The sequence below is a fragment of the Vogesella oryzagri genome (assembly GCF_040148885.1).
GTDB classification, from domain to species: Bacteria; Pseudomonadota; Gammaproteobacteria; order Burkholderiales; family Chromobacteriaceae; genus Vogesella; species Vogesella oryzagri.
The window spans coordinates 56,411-73,032 of record NZ_JBEFLD010000010.1 but is presented as its reverse complement, the minus strand read 5'-3'; the positions used below and the strand labels follow the sequence as shown (position 1 = coordinate 73,032).

The window sequence follows — 16,622 nt, the reverse complement described above, 5'->3', positions numbered from 1 at the left end:
TGCTACCTTAGAACATCGCCAGTTTCACGACCCACAGGCCGGCAATCACCAGCACCGCCGGCTTCAAGTCGGCAAAACGGCCGGACAGAATCTTGATGGCGGCGTAGCTGATGAAGCCGAACGCGATACCGTCGGCGATCGAGAAGGTGAACGGCATCGCCACCGCGGTCATCACCGCCGGGGCGGACTCGGTCAGGTCGTCCCAGTTGATCTCGGCCAGACCGCGGGTCATCAGCACGGCGACGTAGCACAGTGCCGGCGCGGTGGCGTAAGCCGGTACCGTCTTGGCCAGCGGCGAAATCCACAGGCAGGCCAGGAACAGGATCGCCACCACCACGGCGGTCAGACCGGTACGGCCACCCACGGCGGTGCCGGCTGCCGATTCAATATAGGCGGTAGTGGACGAAGTCCCCATCACCGCACCGGCGGTAATCGCCACCGAGTCGGCCATCAGCGCGCGCTTCAGGCGCGGCAGCTTGCCGTCCTTGTCCAGCAGGCCGGCGCGGTGCGACACGCCCACCAGGGTGCCGGTGGTGTCGAACAGGTCGACGAAGAAGAACACGAAGATCACGCCCAGCAGGCCGGCGGTCAGCGCGCCGTTCAGATCCATGTGCATGAAGGTCGGCGCCATGCTCGGCACCGGCGCTACCACGCCTTCGAACTTGGACAGGCCCAGCGCGATCGACAGCGCGGTCACGGTCAGGATGCCGATGATGATGGAGCCATGCACGCGGCGGTATTCCAGCGCCACGATGATGAAGAAGCCCAGAATCGCCAGCAGCACGCGCGGGTCATGCAGATCGCCCAGCGTCACCAGCGTGGCCGGGTGATCCACCACCACACCGGCGTTCTTCAGCGCGATGATGGCGAGGAACAGGCCGACACCGGCGGAAATCGCGAACTTCAGCGACTGCGGAATGGCGTTGACGATCGCTTCCCGCACCTTGAACAGGCTCACCGCCAGGAACACGATGCCAGAGATGAATACCGCGCCCAGCGCCGCTTGCCACGGCACGCCCATGCCCTTCACCACGGTGAAGGTGAAGTAGGCGTTCAGGCCCATGCCCGGCGCCAGCGCGATCGGGTAGTTGGCCACCAGACCCATGATGCCGGTGCCCAGCGCCGCGGCCAGGCAGGTGGCCACGAACACGGCATTGAAATCCATGCCGGTAATCGACAGGATGGCCGGATTGACGATGACGATGTAAGCCATCGTCAGGAAGGTGGTAAAGCCGGCAATCACCTCGGTCTTAACGTCGGTGCCGTGCTCTTTAAGCTTGAAAAAGCTTTCCAGCAGCATCTTGTGCGCTCCCTCGTCCTCGCAACGGACGTAACATGTTGAAAAACGCGCGATTCTACCCTGAAACAATTGTTTGTTGTTTGCCTTTACTGGCAGTGGGGCGACTTTAATCGTGCCCGACGCTTGTGGTATCCTGAAATATTGCTCAGTCAGTTTCGGGATCCGTTTCATGTCGCAAGCTCAAGGCACGATTTTCATCGTGGTTGCCCCCTCCGGCGCCGGCAAGACCTCGCTGGTCGCCGCACTGCTCCAAGCCGAACCCGGCGTCGAGCTGTCGGTGTCGTACACCACCCGCGCGCCGCGCGAGGGTGAGGTGAACGGCAAGAGCTACCACTTTGTCGATCGCAGCCGTTTCGAGGGCATGATTGCGGAAGGCGACTTCCTGGAATACGCCGAGGTCTACGGCAACTATTACGGCACCAGCGCGCGCTGGCTGCGCGAAAGGTTGGCCGCAGGCCACGACGTGCTGCTGGAGATCGACTGGCAGGGTGCGCGCCAGGTGCGCAAGGTATTCCCGGAAGCGGTCGCGGTGTTCATCCTGCCGCCGTCGATTGCGGTACTGGAAAGCCGCCTGCGCGGTCGCGCCACCGACAGCGAGGACGTGATCGCCCGCCGCCTGTCCGAGGCCCGCGCCGAAATCGACCTGGTTGCCGATTACGACTACGTGATCGTCAACGATGACTTCGCCACCGCCCGCCAGGACCTGATCAGCGTCATCCGCTGCCAGCGCCTGCAGGCCGGCAAGCAGTTGTCGCGTCACGGCGATGCCATCGCCGCGATGCAATCGCCGCGCTAGGGCTTTATCCGGCGCGTGCAATCCCTTATCGTTTGTCCATTCTTGTAAGTGAGATTCATCATGGCCCGTATCACTGTTGACGATTGCCTGGAACGCATCCAGAACCGTTTCGATCTGACCCTGGCAGCCGCTTATCGCGCGCGCCAGATTGCTTCCGGCGCCACCTCCTTCGTGGAACAAGGCCGTAACAAGCCCACCGTGGTGGCGCTGAAAGAAATCGCCGACGGCCACGTTGGCAGCGAAGTACTGACCCGCACCAAGAGCTGATCTGATTCATGAGCATGGAAACCGCCGCCATTGACTACCACGCCCTCGTCGAGTCCGAGGCGGCGGCCCTGTTCGAGGCGGCGGCGCAGTATCTGAAGCCGGAAGACGTGCAACTGCTGCGTCAGGCGTTTGAGACCGCGCGCGAGGCGCATGAAGGCCAGACCCGCAAAAGCGGCGAACCATACATTACCCACCCGCTGGCGGTAGCCACCATGCTCAGCGAGTGGCGGCTGGATGCCCAAGGGTTGGCCGCAGCGCTGATGCACGACGTGCTGGAAGACACCGGCGTCACCAAGCCCACACTGGTGGAGCAGTTCGGCCGCACCATCGCCGATCTGGTGGACGGGCTGTCCAAGCTGGAAAAGCTGGAATTCCAGAGCAAGGAAACCGCGCAGGCGGAAAACTTCCGCAAGATGGTACTGGCGATGGCGCGCGACATCCGCGTCATCATCGTCAAACTGGCGGACCGGCTGCACAATATGCGCACACTGGACGCCATGCGCGAAGACAAGCGCCAGCGCATCGCGCTGGAAACGCTGGAAATCTACGCACCGATCGCCAACCGCATCGGCCTGAACAAGGTCTATCGCGAGCTGCAGGATCTGGCGTTCAAGCATCTGTACCCGCACCGTTACCAAGTGCTATCCAAGGCGGTACGCGCCGCCCGCGGCAATCGCCGTGAAGTGGTGGACAAGATTCTGCGCGCCGTCAGCCAGCGGCTGGTGGAGTCCAATATCGAGGCCACCATCAAGGGTCGCGAAAAGAATCTCTACAGCATCTACAAGAAAATGCAGGAAAAACACCTGTCGTTTTCCGAGGTGCTGGACATCTACGGCTTCCGCATCATCGTCAAGGACAACCCCAGTTGCTACCTGGCGCTGGGCGCGCTGCACAGCCTGTACAAGCCGATTCCGGGCAAGTTCAAGGATTACATCGCCATCCCCAAGGGCAATGGCTACCAGAGCCTGCACACCACCCTGTTCGGCCCGTTCGGCACCCCAGTGGAAATGCAGATCCGCACCCGCGAAATGAACGCGGTGGCGGAAGCTGGCATTGCCTCGCACTGGATGTATAAATCCGGTGACGCCAGCATCGATGCCGCCAAGCAGCGCACCCACCAGTGGCTGCAGAGCATCCTCGACATGCAGGCGGAAAGCGAAGACGCGGTTGAATTCCTGGAACACATCAAGATCGACCTGTTCCCGGACGAGCTGTACGTGTTCACCCCCAAGGGCAAGATCATCGTGCTGCCGCAAGGCTCTACCCCGGTTGACTTCGCCTATGCGGTGCATACCGACGTCGGCCACCGCTGCATCGCCGCCCGCGTCAACCACAACCTGGTGCCGCTACGCACCGCGCTGCGCAATGGCGACACGGTGGAGATCATCACCTCCACCCAGGCCAAGCCCAACCCGTCGTGGCTGAATTTCGTACAGAGCGGCCGCGCCCGCTCGGGCATCCGCAATTACCTGAAAACCCTGCAACAGCAGGACGCGGTGCTGCTGGGGCAGAAGTTGCTGCGCCAGGCTGCCAGCGCGCTGTCGCCGTTTGAGCTGGAACTCACCCCCGAGCTGGAAGACACCCTGATGCGCAAGCTGGGTGAGCACAATCGCCGCTTCAACGACGTGCTGATCGACATCGGCACCGGCAAACAGTTGGCCGCCGTGGTGGCGCGCAAACTGCTGGAGCTTTCCGGCCAGCAGCCGGGCGAACAGAGCATCGGCCCGATCGCGGTACGTGGCAACGAAAGCGGTGGCATCCATCTGTCCAACTGCTGCAATCCGATTCCGGGCGACCAGATCGTCGGCGTGATCCGCAAGGATCAGGGGCTGATGATCCACCGCAGCGATTGCAGCAACGTGCAGCGTATCGAAGCCGACAAGCTGCTGGAAGTACGCTGGGAAGCACAAAAAGAGCGCATGTTCGGCGTCAACATCAGCATCATCGCATTCAACCAGCGTGGCGCACTGGCCGACATCGCCGCCGCCATTTCGCACGCCTCGGCCAATATCGAGACGGTGGACACGCAGGACAATCACAGTAACGACGGCTACATCCACATTCACTTCCGCCTGCAGGTGGAGAACCTGCCGCACCTGGAAAAGGTGCTCGCTGCTGTGCGACAGGTGGATGTGGTGCAGCGCGCAGAACGACGCTAAGCAGACATGCCCACTATCCAGCTCAACGGCGAAAGCCGCCAGTTCGACGCCACCATTACCACCCTTTCCGCGCTGGTCTCAGCCCTCGATCTGGGCGGCAAACGCATCGCCATCGAATGCAACGGCGAAATCGTGCCGCGCAGCCTGCATGCCAGCACGCCACTGAACGAAGGTGATGCACTGGAAATTGTGGTGGCAGTGGGCGGCGGCTGATTTCGGACACCAGAACCAACATCTAGAAGGGACAGCAGCGTGCCACAAGACGCACTGGTTATTGCCGGCAACACCTACCAATCCCGCCTGCTGGTCGGCACCGGCAAATACCGGGATTTCCAGCAGACAGCGGCAGCGCTGGATGCTTCCGGCTGCGACATCGTTACTGTCGCCATTCGGCGCGTAAACCTCGGCCAGAACCAGAATGAGCCGAATTTGCTCGACTTTTTGCCGAAAAACCGGTATACACTGCTGCCCAACACGGCGGGCTGCTACAGCGCCGAGGATGCGGTACGCACTCTGCGCCTTGCCCGCGAACTGCTGGACGACCACCGACTGGTCAAACTGGAAGTACTGGGTGACCCGAACAACCTGTTCCCCAATGTGCGCGAAACGCTGAAGGCTGCCGAGACGCTGGTCAAGGAAGGCTTCGACGTGATGGTGTACACCTCGGACGACCCGATTGTCGCCCGCGAACTGGAGCAGATCGGCTGTTGCGCCATCATGCCGCTGGCCAGCCTGATCGGCTCCGGCATGGGAATTCTGAACCCGTGGAACCTGCAGCTCATCATCGAGCAATCGCAGGTACCTGTATTGGTGGATGCCGGTGTCGGCACCGCCTCTGACGCCGCCATCGCCATGGAACTTGGCTGTGACGGCGTACTGATGAATACCGCCATTGCCGCCGCACAAGACCCTGTGCGGATGGCAATGGCCATGAAACTGGGAGTCCAGGCCGGGCGTGAAGCCTATCTGGCCGGACGGATGCCTAAACGCTTTTATTCGGCGACGCCTAGCTCGCCACGTGAGGGGGTGATCTCTTCCCGTCAGGGATGATGCGCAGTGCACACTTTTAGCCGTTGCCACGCATCCAGCTTTTACAAAAGCTACAACGTTGTTTACAATAGTCATTTCCCTCGGGGCGAACTCTTCATGACATTCGCCTCAAGCCAAAGAATTTAAGGACTTCAGCTAAATGCCGACTATCCGCGTTAAAGAGAATGAGCCGTTTGAAGTTGCAATGCGTCGCTTCAAGCGCGCAATCGAAAAAACCGGTCTGCTGACCGAACTGCGCGCCCGCGAGTTCTACGAGAAGCCGACCGCTGAGCGCAAGCGCAAGAAAGCTGCTGCCGTGAAGCGTCACTACAAGCGCATCCGCAGCCAGCAACTGCCGCCGAAGCTGTACTAAGCTTTAACGGCTGCTCGCCAAAAAACCGCAGGAGTGTCCTGCGGTTTTGTCATTTACGTTGGCCGCAAGCATTGCGGCCAACTTTGCCTTTAGCCTGGACACGATCATGAGCCTGAAAGCCCGCATTGCCGACGACATGAAAACCGCGATGAAAGCCCGCGACACCGAGCGCCTGGCCACCATCCGCCTGCTGATGGCCGCCATCAAGCAGAAGGAAGTGGACGAACGCATCGAGCTGGACGATGCCGCCATCAGCGCCGTGATCGACAAGATGGTCAAGCAACGCCGCGACTCCATCAGCCAGTACGAAGCCGGCAATCGCCCGGACCTGGCGGCCAAGGAACAGGCGGAACTGGTGGTACTGCAGGACTACATGCCGCAGCCGCTGAGCGAAGCCCAGATCGAGAGCATTATCGACGCCGCCATCGCCAGCACCGGCGCGGCCGGCGCCAAGGACATGGGCAAGGTTGTCGGCGCGGTGAAACCGCAGGTAGTTGGCCGCGCCGATATGGGCGCGGTGTCGGCACGCATCAAAGCCAAGCTGGCAGGTTAAGCCCGCCGGATGATTCCGCAGGACTTCATCGATCAGCTCTTGGCCCGCGTCGACATCGTCGACGTGGTGGATCGTTGCGTCCCGCTGAAAAAGGGTGGCCAGAACTACATGGCCTGCTGCCCGTTCCACAAGGAAAAGTCGCCTTCCTTCACTGTCAGCCCCAGCAAGCAGTTCTACCACTGCTTCGGCTGCGGTGCGCACGGCTCCGCCATCGGCTTTGTGATGGAATACCAGGGGTTGCCGTTTGTCGACGCGGTGAAGTTTCTGGCCGAAAGCATCGGCATGCCAGTGCCGCAGCAAGAGCGTGCGGCCAACCCCGAGGCGGTACGCGTCGCCCGCGCCAAGCAGCTGTCGCTGGAAGACGCTCTTACCCGCGCCGCCGCGTTCTACAAGCAGCAACTGAAAAGCGCGCCCAATGCCATCGCCTACCTGAAAGGCCGCGGCCTGACCGGCGAGATTGCCGCCCGCTACGGTCTGGGCTATGCACCGGACGGCTGGCAGAATCTGGAAGCCATCGTCAGCGACTACAACGATAGTGCACTGGTGGACAGCGGCCTGGTGATCGTGGCCGAAGACAGCGGCCGCCGCTACGACCGCTTCCGCGACCGGGTGATGTTTCCGATCCGCAACCAGCGCGGCGCCATCATCGGCTTTGGCGGCCGCGTACTGGGCAAGGGCGAACCCAAGTACCTGAACTCACCCGAGACCGCGCTGTTTGAAAAGGGACGCGAGCTGTACGGCCTGTACGAAGCGCGGCAAGCGGTTCGCAACGTCGGCTCCGTACTGGTGGTGGAAGGCTATATGGACGTGGTGGCGCTGGCGCAGTTCGGCGTGGACTACGCCGTGGCCACGCTGGGCACCGCCACCAGCGGCGAGCACGTACGCAAGCTGCTGCGCCACGCCGATCAGGTGTATTTCTGCTTCGACGGCGACAAGGCCGGACAGAAAGCCGCTTGGCGCGCGCTGGAAAACAGCCTGCCGCAGCTGGTGGACGGCAAGGCGCTGCACTTCCTGTTCCTGCCGCAGGAACATGATCCGGACAGCTACATCCGCGAATTCGGCCGCGAGGCGTTCGAGCTGGCGCTGAAAGAACAAAGCATCCCGCTGTCCGCCTACTTCATCCGCCAGCTGTGTGCCGACATCGACCTCTCCTCGCCGGAAGGCCGCACCGAACTGATCAAGCAGGCTAAACCCTTGCTGGATCAGATAGCCGCCCCCATGTTGGGCTATATCATCAGAAAGCGCCTGGCCGAACTGGCCCAGGTCGACGTCGATGAGCTGGACATGCTGCTGGGCAAACCGCGCAGCGAGCGCAAGGGCCGCCGCAACTATCAGCTGCCACGCGACTCCAACCGTCCAAGCAGTACACCCATGGTAAGGCGCGAAATCAAATGGGCACTGATGAATCCGGACTGGGCACACCATATCGACGTCCGCGAAAGCCAGATCTACGAAGGCGAGATGGCGACGCTGGTTGCCATCATCGAACGCATCCAGGCCAGCGAGGTGCAACCCAGCAGCGCACAACTGGCGGAGTCGTTCCGCCACACCGAGCACGAAGCCATCATCGACTCCGTGCTGCAGGAATCGCTGCGCGAGCCGGAGGAGTTTGCCAACCCCGACGATCGCGACCGGGAAAATTTTGTGCAAGGCTTTGCCCGCCTGATGGCGCGCTACGACCACGATCTGGTCACCGCGCTGTCCAACAAGGGCTATGAACACCTGAGTCAGGAAGAGCTACAACTACTGCGCACCCTGCTTGCTCGCCGCACCCGTCCCACCGGCGGCTGAGCCAGACGGAAAACACATAGTTGTGTTATAATCAATTGTTTTTTTCGGCTTTTTTCGAGCAGGAAACCAAATGGCGTTATCTCCCGATACCAAAAAACAGAACAACGAACCGGCAACCGAGCCAATGAGCTTGGAAGAGCAGCGCAAACGGCTGCGCCAGCTGATTGCGCTGGGCAAGGAACGTGGTTACCTCACCTACGCTGAGATCAACGACCACCTGCCCGAAGATGTTTCCGACGCCGAACAGATCGAAAACATCGTCACCATGATCGGTGGCCTTGGCATTCAGGTCTATGAAGAAGCCCCGGATGCAGAAACCCTGCTGATGTCCGATGCCACCCCGCCGGTGGCCGATGAAGATGCAGTGGAAGAAGCTGAAGCTGCCCTTTCGTCCGTTGATTCCGAGTTCGGCCGCACCACCGACCCGGTGCGCATGTACATGCGCGAAATGGGTTCGGTAGAGCTGCTGACTCGCGAAGGCGAGATCGTCATCGCCAAGCGGATCGAAGAAGGCCTGAAGTTCATGATCCAGGCGCTGTCCGCCTGCCCGGGTTCGGTTGCCGAAGTACTGGCCCTGATCAGCCAGGTAGAGGCCGGCGAACTGCGTATCGACGAAATCATCGACGCCATGATCGATCCGGAAGCGGAAACCGCGCCGGTGGTGGAATTCAGCGAGCCTGCCGTTGACGACGCCGAAGTGGATGAAGACGAAGAAGACGAAGAAGACGAAGAGACGGTAGAAGACACCGCCGCGATCAACGAAGCCAACCTGGAAGAACTGAAGCAGGAAGCGCTCGCCCACTTCGCGCAGATTCGTGAACACTACGACACCCTGTTGGTTGCACTGGACAAGCACGGTTACGGCAGCAAGCAATATATTGCCGCCCAGGAAGCCATTACCGAGCTGTTCATGGGTATCCGCTTCTCCACCCGCCAGATCGAAAGCCTGTGCGACAAGCTGCGTGAACGCGTTAACGGCATCCGCAAGCTGGAACGCGAGATCCAGGATATCTGTGTTACCCGCGTGCGCATGAAGCGCGATCACTTCATCAAGTCCTTCCCGGGCAACGAGTGCAATCTCGACTGGGTGGAAAAAGAGATCGACAACGGCAAGGACTGGTCCGAGACCCTGTCGCGCTTCAAGTACGCCATCATCGAAAAGCAAAGCAAGATTGCTGACCTGCAAAAGCAGGCACTGATGAGTATCGATCAGCTGAAGGAAATCAATCGCCGCATGTCGTCGGGCGAAACCAAGGCACGCCTGGCCAAGCGCGAAATGATCGAGGCCAACCTACGCCTGGTGATTTCCATTGCCAAGAAGTACACCAACCGCGGCCTGCAGTTCCTCGATCTGATCCAGGAAGGCAACATCGGTCTGATGAAGGCGGTGGACAAGTTTGAATACCGCCGTGGCTACAAGTTCTCCACCTATGCCACCTGGTGGATTCGTCAGGCCATCACCCGCTCCATTGCCGACCAGGCACGCACCATCCGCATCCCGGTGCACATGATCGAGACCATCAACAAGATGAATCGCATCAGCCGTCAAATCCTGCAGGAATCCGGTCGCGAACCGGACCCGGCAGAACTGGCGGAAAAGATGGAAATGCCGGAAGACAAGATTCGCAAGATCATGAAGATTTCCAAAGAGCCTATCTCGATGGAAACCCCGATCGGCGACGACGACGACAGCCACCTGGGCGACTTCATCGAAGACTCGGTGACTGTAGCCCCGGCGGAAGCGGCCATGTACGCCAGCCTGCGCGATGCCACCAAGGAAGTGCTCGACTCGCTGACACCGCGCGAAGCCAAGGTGCTGCGCATGCGTTTCGGCATCGACATGAACACCGACCACACGCTGGAAGAAGTGGGCAAACAGTTTGATGTGACCCGCGAACGCATCCGCCAGATCGAAGCCAAGGCACTGCGCAAACTGCGCCACCCGACACGTTCCGAGCGGCTGCGCAGCTTCCTGGACAACGAGCCGGGTAACCAATAAGGCTTTCCATCTGGTATAATTGCCAGCTCTGGGGCCTTTAGCTCAGTTGGTTAGAGCAGAGGACTCATAATCCTTTGGTCGCGGGTTCGAGCCCCGCAGGGCCCACCATGGAAAATCAAGGACTTGCAGAAACATCTGCAAGTCCTTTTTATTTACCCGGGCAAGCCAGCTACCCGCCTGCGGCAAGTGCGCCGCTTGCCATGCAATGCGGTATTGCCGGGCGCTCGCCGTCCATGCGCAGCGGCAACAAAAAAGCCACCGCATGCGGTGGCTTTTCACTGCTGGCTGACATGGCACAGGCCATGCAGCCAACTTACTTGCTGCCGCTCATGTCCTTGGACAGGAAGAAGGCATCGGAGAAGAACTCGTCTTCAGACAGGCTGCGCTCACCGATGAAGGACTTGTGTGCAGCCTCCACCATGATCGGCGCGCCGCAGGCATAGACCTGGTAGCCGGCCAGCGATTCGAAGTCATCCAGCACTGCCTGGTGCACAAAGCCGCGGCGACCAAGCCAGTTGTGTTCCGGCAAGGCATCGGAGACCACCGGGATGAAGGTGATGTTGCTGTTCTCCGCCTGCCACTTGGCCGCCAGCTCTGCCATGTACAGGTCAGCCGGGGTGCGGGCCCCCCAGTAGAACACGATCGGGCGGGTAATGCCGTGGTGGATGGCATGCTCGATGATGCCCTTGATCGGCGCAAAACCAGTGCCGCTGGCCACCATGATCATCGGCTTGTCGGAATCCTCGCGCAGACAGAACGAACCCAGCGGGCCCTTGAAGCGCATGATCTCCTTTTCCTTCATCGCGCTGAACACGTAGTCGGAGAACGAGCCGCCCGGCTGGTGGCGGATGTGCAATTCGATGAAAGCATCGTCGTGCGGCGCATTGGCAATGGAGAAGCTGCGCTTCTTGCCGTCCTTCATCAGGATGTCGATGTACTGACCGGCCATGAACTGCAGACGCTCGGACACCGGCAGCTTGAGCTTGAGCACCGCGACGTCATGAATCTTGTCTATCGACTCGACACGGCACGGCAGGGTCTTGATCTGGATGTCGCCAATGCCGGCCAGCTCGCGCGCCTCGATGGTGATGTCGCCCTTGGGCTTGGCGCAGCAGAACAGCGCCAAGCCCTGTGCGCGATCGGCGGCCGACAGCGCCTTGTCCTGCGCGCCACCATGTTCCACCTCACCGTCGACAACCTTGCCCTTGCAGGCGCCGCAGGCGCCATCGCGGCAACCGTACGGCAAGCCGACATTTTGGCGCAGTGCCGCTTCCAGAATGGTTTCATGCGCTTCTACGGCAAAAGAATGGCCGCTGGGAAGCACCTTTACCTGACACGTCATCTCGTTCCCTTAAACTCTCGCTAGAATGACCGGTATGCGAACCTTGCTCATCATTGGCGCCGGCGATATCGCCCGGCGCGCCCTGCCGCTGTTAACACGCCACTGGCGCATCATCGCGCTGCTGCGCCGCCCGGAGCAATGCGCGCAATGGCGCGAACTTGGCGCGCTACCGCTACTGGCAGATCTGGACGTTGGCCGCAGCCTGTCGCGGCTGGCTGGCCTCGCCGACGCCGTGCTGTACACGGCACCACCGCCGGACAGCGGCCAGCATGACCCCAGATTGCGCAAGGTATTGTCGCAACTGGCAAAAACGGCGAGTCTACCACAGCGTTTCGTCTACATCAGCACCAGCGGCGTGTATGGCAATGCCGCCGGCGACTGGCTGGACGAGAGCCGGCCGCTGCAGCCGCAAAGCCCGCGCGCCCAGCGGCGGGTGGATGCGGAACGTCAGCTGCGCGCCTTTGCCATGCTGCATGGCTGCGCGCTGACCATCCTGCGCGCGCCCGGCATCTACGCCGCCGAGCGCCTGCCGCTATCGCGCTTTGCCAGCCAGGCACCGCTGATTGCCGCCGACGAAGACAGCATCAGCAACCATATCCATGCCGACGACCTGGCGCGGCTGTGCGCCGCCGCTTTGCGGCAGACGCGTGGCGGCATCCGGGTCTACAACGCCAGCGACAGCCTGCCGCTGGCGGTGGGCGAGTGGTACGACAAGCTGGCGGACACGCTTGGCTACCCGCGGCTGCCACGCCTGTCACGCGCGCAGGTACAGCAGCAAGTGTCGCCCGGCCTGTGGTCGTTCATGGCCGAGTCGCGGCGGCTAAGCAATGCGCGCCTGCTGCGCGAGTTGCCGGGCTGCCTGCGCTACCCGACGGTGGATGCGCTGCTGCGCGAACTTTAGTCGCACGACCAAGGTTGGCCGCATGCGCGGCACCCTACCCGCGCGGCGCAAGATTCGGTAACATCGCGATCTTTTTGCAGTTTTTGAGTGACGAGCATGGAAAATCCGGCCTTCAACCGCGCCATTCGCAGCTTTGTACTGCGTCAGGGCCATCTGACCGCCTCGCAACAGCGCGCCATCGACGAAGGCATGCCGCGCTGGGGTATCGACTACCAGCCGCAGGCGCTGGATCTGGCACAGGCATTCGGCCGTGAAGCGCCGAAAATCATGGAAATCGGCTTCGGCATGGGTACTGCCACCGCCGAAATCGCTGCGGCCAACCCGCAAAACGACTACCTGGGCGTCGAAGTGCATTCGCCCGGCGTGGGCAATCTGTGCAAGCTGATCGGAGAACAGCAGCTGGGCAACCTGCGCCTGATCCGCCACGATGCGGTAGAGGTGATGGACCATATGCTGCCGGATGGCTGCCTGGACGGCGTGCATATTTTCTTTCCGGACCCGTGGCACAAGAAGCGCCACAACAAGCGCCGCCTGATCCAGGTGCCATTCATCGAAAAACTGGTGAAGAAGCTCAAGCCGGGCGGCTACCTGCATGCCGCCACCGACTGGGAAGACTACGCCATCCAGATCATGGAAGTGTTCAGCGCCAATGCCGAGCTGCAGAACACTGCTGAAGCCTACGCGCCGCGCCCGGCCTATCGCCCGCTGACCAAGTTCGAAGCCCGTGGCATTCGCCTGGGGCACGGGGTATGGGATATCGTGTTCACCCGCAAGTAAGCGCCGGCGATAACGCACAATGCGGCCAACCTGCCACCAGGTTGGCCGCATTGTTTTGTGCCGCCGCAGGGCCAGTATTCAGCCGGCGGCGTTGAGCAGCACCTCGATATCCGGCAGCAGCTCGTGCGGTTCGGCAGCCGGCTCGTAACGCTTCACCAGCCGCCCCCTGCGGTCGATCAGGAACTTGGTGAAGTTCCACTTCACCGGGTGCGGATGGCCGTTGGCCGCACCGGTCAGCCACTGCCATAGAGGGCTGGCAGCAGCACCGTTGACGTCGCCCTTGGCGAACAGTGGAAACGCCACGCCGAAACGCGTACTGCAAAAAGCCTCAATCTCGGCGGCCTCGCCCGGCTCCTGGCCGCCAAACTGGTTGCAAGGAAAGCCCAGCACGGTAAAGCCGCGCGTGACCAGAGCCTCCTGCAGCTCCTGCAGGCCGGCATACTGGCGGGTGTAGCCGCACTCGCTGGCGGTGTTGACGATCAGCACCACCTGCCCGAGGTAGTCGGCCAATGGCTGCTGGCGGCCATCGCCCAGATTGGCCGTAAAGTTGGCAAGCGTGGTCATGGTGGGAATGCCCTCGTATAATGCTGCTTTTCCGAGTTATTCAGTCAACAATTATGTTCGCACCCAGCCGGCAGGATGCCCGCCGTTTCTTTTTCGATACCTGGAACAAGCAGCAAGCCGGCCACCCGCTGAGTGACCTGGAAAAGCTGCTGGCCAGCGTAATTGCCGCCCATCCCGAATACCACGCCATCCTGGCCCGCCCCGAGCAGTACGGCGAGCGCGAATGGCTGCCGGAACAGGGCGAAACCAACCCCTTCATGCACATGAGCATGCACCTGGCGGTAGAGGAACAACTGTCCATCGACCAGCCGTTCGGCATCCGCGCGCTGTACCAGCAACTGCTGAGCAAGCACGGCAACGAACACGACGCCCAGCACGAGGTGATCGACTGTCTGGGCGAGATGATCTGGCAGGCGCAACGCTACGGTGGCGGGCCGGATGTCAACGTGTACCTGAGCTGCATTCGCGGCAAGCTGGGGCTGGACCCGGAACACGAACGCCGCCTCAACCTGAAGGACATGGACGACTAGGTGCCGCTCCGGGCCACCACTGCCAGGGACCGCTTTGCCGGTCCCTTTGTTATGGTCAAGCCCCCCTGCTTTTGCAAGCCGGTGTACCAGCCGCTGCCGGCTACCACGCCAGCCAACCAACGCCACGTTGGCCGCAAGCCGCCTGCTGCGCCACCCGCGCTAGCGCTGCCCTCCACTCGCGATCAACGCGACAGCTACCGTTAGCAGCCGGCATTGCCAACCAGACGCCCTGCGACCGCGGGCAACCCAGTCACGGCCCCACCGCTGCCACAGGCTCGCAGCCACCTTGGCGCACAATAAAAAACCCGCCTCCAGGCGGGTTTGCTGATGCGGTGATAGCAGCGGCGGCCGTTCAATCCAGCCGGTGCTGCCGCTCTCCGCGCAGGAATGCTTCGATATTGCCCATCAGCTGGGCGGCCAGGCGCTCCATCGCTTCGCGGCTGGCCCAGCCGACATGCGGGGTGACGATCAGGTGCGGCAGCCGCGCCTTCAGCAGCGGGTTGCCGTCGCGCGGCGGCTCCACCGACAGCACATCGAAACCGGCGCCGCCTAGCTGGCCATACTTCAACGCCGCCACCAGCGCGTCTTCGTCCACCAGGCCGCCGCGAGCGGTGTTCACCAGCACCGCACCCGGCTTCATCGCCTGCAGTTCGCGTTCGCCGATCAGGTTGCGGGTATCGTCATTCAGCGGGCAATGCAGCGAGATCACGTCGGAGCTGGCCAGCAGGGTATCGAACGAGACGTAGCCGTCGCGTACCACGGCGGCACCCTTGCGTTCGCCGAACTGCACCCGCATGCCGAAGGCACGGGCCCGCACCGCCATTTCCTGGCCGATGCCGCCGCTACCGAAGATGCCCAGCGTGGCGCCCTTCAGATCGCGGATCGGTGCGCCGAAATGGCAGAACTGCGCCGCGTTCTGCCACACGCCGGCGGCGACGTCGCGCTGGTAGGCCGGCAGGTTGCGCATCAGAGCCATCATCAGCATGAAGGCATGCTCGGCCACGGTCTCGTCGCCGTAGTGGCGGATATTGGCCACCGCAATGCCCTGCTGACGGCAGGTTTCCAGATCGATGTGGTTGTAGCCGGTGGCGGCAATGGCCAGCATCCGCAGGCGCGGCAATGCAGCCAACGTGGCGGTATCGAACGGCACCTTGTTGCTGATGACGATGTCGGCATCGGCACAGTGCGCCACGATTTGCTCGCGGCGGGTGGCGGGATATTCACGATAGTGATGTGGCAGGCTACAAACGGGAACCGGGACAGGCAAGCTGTCCCGGTCCAGAAACACGATGGAGGGTGCGGTCATGTGCTGGCGGGTCTAGTGCTCGTAAGTGATCAGGGCACGATAGGCATGCCAGCTGGACAGGCCGATCAGCGGGGTGATCAGCAGCAGCCCGACAAACTGGGTGGCAAACCCGATCGCGGTCAGAGCCACGATGATAGCCGCCCACACCAGCATCGTCAGCAGATTGTGATACACCGCCTGCACGCTCATCACCATGGCGGTAATGGTATCCACCTCTTTATCCAGCAGCATGGGAATGGCGCACACGCTCAGCGAGAACACGGCGGCGGCAAACAGGAAGCCGGTACCGAACCACGCCAGCAGGAAGCCGATATTTTCCTGGGTGAAGGCATTGGCCACCAGGGTATCCAACGTTGGCACGCTGCCTTCATAGAACAGCGCAAACATCAGCAGCGACACGCGGAACCAGCCAAACACCATCACCGCCAGCAGCACGGCAAACAGCGAGAAGCCGGGCATATTGCTGCGCCAGGCCGCCATGCTGTGCGCCAGGCGCACACGGCCGCCGTTGAAGGCCTCCAGCTGGCGCGAGATGTCGTACAGGCCGATGGCCATGAACGGCCCGGCCAGCAGGAACAGCGCGGCCAGGGTAATCATGTACTCGGGGGCGTAGCTGAAATACATATTGAGCAGGTAGCCCATCAACACGAACGCGGCGCCGTAAAACATTGCATCGGCCGGCGCGCGCTTCAGATCCTGCCATCCCAGCTTCAGCCACTGCAACGGCTGGCCGACAGAAACATGCTTGACGACGATATGCTCATTACTGGGCAGGTGGGTAATGTCCATGGTTGTTCCCCTTTGCTGACAGGAGCGTGGTTGAACCGACGACTTGTACCGTTATAAGCCATTGAGCTGCAAAGACAACATCGGTCTTACCGCACGCCGTCGCACGCGGTAGAATGGCCGGCTCCTGACTCACTGCAGCAACGAGG

Annotated in this window: 17 protein-coding genes and 1 tRNA gene; 13 read left to right on the top strand and 5 right to left on the bottom strand. The window is 61.6% G+C overall.

Annotated features, from left to right (window positions below; all coding sequences use genetic code 11):
• Positions 1-7 precede the first annotated feature (7 nt).
• Positions 8-1,300, bottom strand: a complete 1,293-nt coding sequence (locus tag ABNW52_RS17250) for an NCS2 family permease (protein ID WP_349590524.1) — start codon at positions 1,298-1,300, stop codon at positions 8-10.
• Between the two features lie 169 nt (positions 1,301-1,469).
• Between ABNW52_RS17250 and gmk the strand changes: the two genes are divergently transcribed.
• The 10 genes from gmk (at position 1,470) to ABNW52_RS17200 (ending at position 10,375) form a co-directional block, all read left to right on the top strand.
• On the top strand, positions 1,470-2,096 hold the full coding sequence (gene gmk, locus ABNW52_RS17245; protein WP_349590522.1) for a guanylate kinase: 627 nt from the start codon (positions 1,470-1,472) through the stop codon (positions 2,094-2,096).
• 60 nt (positions 2,097-2,156) lie between these two features.
• Positions 2,157-2,363, top strand: coding sequence for a DNA-directed RNA polymerase subunit omega (gene rpoZ, locus ABNW52_RS17240; RefSeq protein ID WP_174875977.1), 207 nt, complete (start codon positions 2,157-2,159; stop codon positions 2,361-2,363).
• An 8-nt stretch (positions 2,364-2,371) separates the two neighbouring features.
• Positions 2,372-4,522: a RelA/SpoT family protein gene (locus ABNW52_RS17235; protein WP_349590519.1), complete on the top strand. Its 2,151-nt coding sequence runs from the start codon at positions 2,372-2,374 to the stop codon at positions 4,520-4,522.
• Between the two features lie 6 nt (positions 4,523-4,528).
• Positions 4,529-4,735, top strand: a complete 207-nt coding sequence (gene thiS, locus ABNW52_RS17230) for a sulfur carrier protein ThiS (RefSeq protein ID WP_349590516.1) — start codon at positions 4,529-4,531, stop codon at positions 4,733-4,735.
• 39 nt (positions 4,736-4,774) lie between these two features.
• A complete protein-coding gene (locus tag ABNW52_RS17225) occupies positions 4,775-5,572 on the top strand; it encodes a thiazole synthase (RefSeq protein WP_349590513.1) in 798 nt (265 codons plus the stop codon).
• Between the two features lie 139 nt (positions 5,573-5,711).
• Positions 5,712-5,924 carry a 30S ribosomal protein S21 gene (gene rpsU / locus ABNW52_RS17220; RefSeq protein WP_088966472.1) on the top strand — a complete coding sequence of 71 codons (213 nt, stop codon included), beginning with the start codon at positions 5,712-5,714 and terminating at the stop codon, positions 5,922-5,924.
• A 106-nt stretch (positions 5,925-6,030) separates the two neighbouring features.
• On the top strand, positions 6,031-6,477 hold the full coding sequence (locus ABNW52_RS17215) for a GatB/YqeY domain-containing protein (protein ID WP_349590510.1): 447 nt from the start codon (positions 6,031-6,033) through the stop codon (positions 6,475-6,477).
• Positions 6,478-6,486: 9 nt separating this feature from the next.
• Positions 6,487-8,268, top strand: a complete 1,782-nt coding sequence (gene dnaG, locus ABNW52_RS17210; protein WP_349590507.1) for a DNA primase — start codon at positions 6,487-6,489, stop codon at positions 8,266-8,268.
• 70 nt (positions 8,269-8,338) lie between these two features.
• Positions 8,339-10,267: an RNA polymerase sigma factor RpoD gene (rpoD, locus tag ABNW52_RS17205; RefSeq protein ID WP_349590504.1), complete on the top strand. Its 1,929-nt coding sequence runs from the start codon at positions 8,339-8,341 to the stop codon at positions 10,265-10,267.
• A 31-nt stretch (positions 10,268-10,298) separates the two neighbouring features.
• Positions 10,299-10,375 (top strand) — tRNA-Ile (locus ABNW52_RS17200).
• A 205-nt stretch (positions 10,376-10,580) separates the two neighbouring features.
• Here ABNW52_RS17200 and ABNW52_RS17195 read toward each other — a convergent pair.
• Positions 10,581-11,609 (bottom strand): CDP-6-deoxy-delta-3,4-glucoseen reductase, encoded by a 1,029-nt coding sequence (locus tag ABNW52_RS17195; protein ID WP_349590501.1) that lies wholly within the window; start codon positions 11,607-11,609, stop codon positions 10,581-10,583.
• A 34-nt stretch (positions 11,610-11,643) separates the two neighbouring features.
• On the opposite strand from ABNW52_RS17195, the gene ABNW52_RS17190 reads away from it, so the two are divergent.
• Both ABNW52_RS17190 and trmB read left to right on the top strand, forming a co-directional pair.
• A complete protein-coding gene (locus tag ABNW52_RS17190; RefSeq protein ID WP_349590498.1) occupies positions 11,644-12,510 on the top strand; it encodes an SDR family oxidoreductase in 867 nt (288 codons plus the stop codon).
• A 96-nt stretch (positions 12,511-12,606) separates the two neighbouring features.
• Positions 12,607-13,287, top strand: a complete 681-nt coding sequence (trmB, locus tag ABNW52_RS17185) for a tRNA (guanosine(46)-N7)-methyltransferase TrmB (RefSeq protein WP_349590495.1) — start codon at positions 12,607-12,609, stop codon at positions 13,285-13,287.
• Between the two features lie 78 nt (positions 13,288-13,365).
• On the opposite strand, the gene ABNW52_RS17180 is transcribed toward trmB, so the two are convergent.
• On the bottom strand, positions 13,366-13,851 hold the full coding sequence (locus ABNW52_RS17180) for a glutathione peroxidase (protein ID WP_349590492.1): 486 nt from the start codon (positions 13,849-13,851) through the stop codon (positions 13,366-13,368).
• 53 nt (positions 13,852-13,904) lie between these two features.
• Here ABNW52_RS17180 and ABNW52_RS17175 point away from each other — a divergent pair, with 53 nt between their 5' ends.
• Positions 13,905-14,381 carry a DUF1841 family protein gene (locus tag ABNW52_RS17175; protein ID WP_349590489.1) on the top strand — a complete coding sequence of 159 codons (477 nt, stop codon included), beginning with the start codon at positions 13,905-13,907 and terminating at the stop codon, positions 14,379-14,381.
• 352 nt (positions 14,382-14,733) lie between these two features.
• On the opposite strand, the gene ABNW52_RS17170 is transcribed toward ABNW52_RS17175, so the two are convergent.
• Positions 14,734-15,687, bottom strand: coding sequence for a D-2-hydroxyacid dehydrogenase (locus tag ABNW52_RS17170; protein WP_349590486.1), 954 nt, complete (start codon positions 15,685-15,687; stop codon positions 14,734-14,736).
• A gap of 12 nt (positions 15,688-15,699) precedes the next feature.
• Positions 15,700-16,476 carry a DUF2189 domain-containing protein gene (locus ABNW52_RS17165; RefSeq protein ID WP_349590483.1) on the bottom strand — a complete coding sequence of 259 codons (777 nt, stop codon included), beginning with the start codon at positions 16,474-16,476 and terminating at the stop codon, positions 15,700-15,702.
• Positions 16,477-16,622 lie beyond the last annotated feature (146 nt).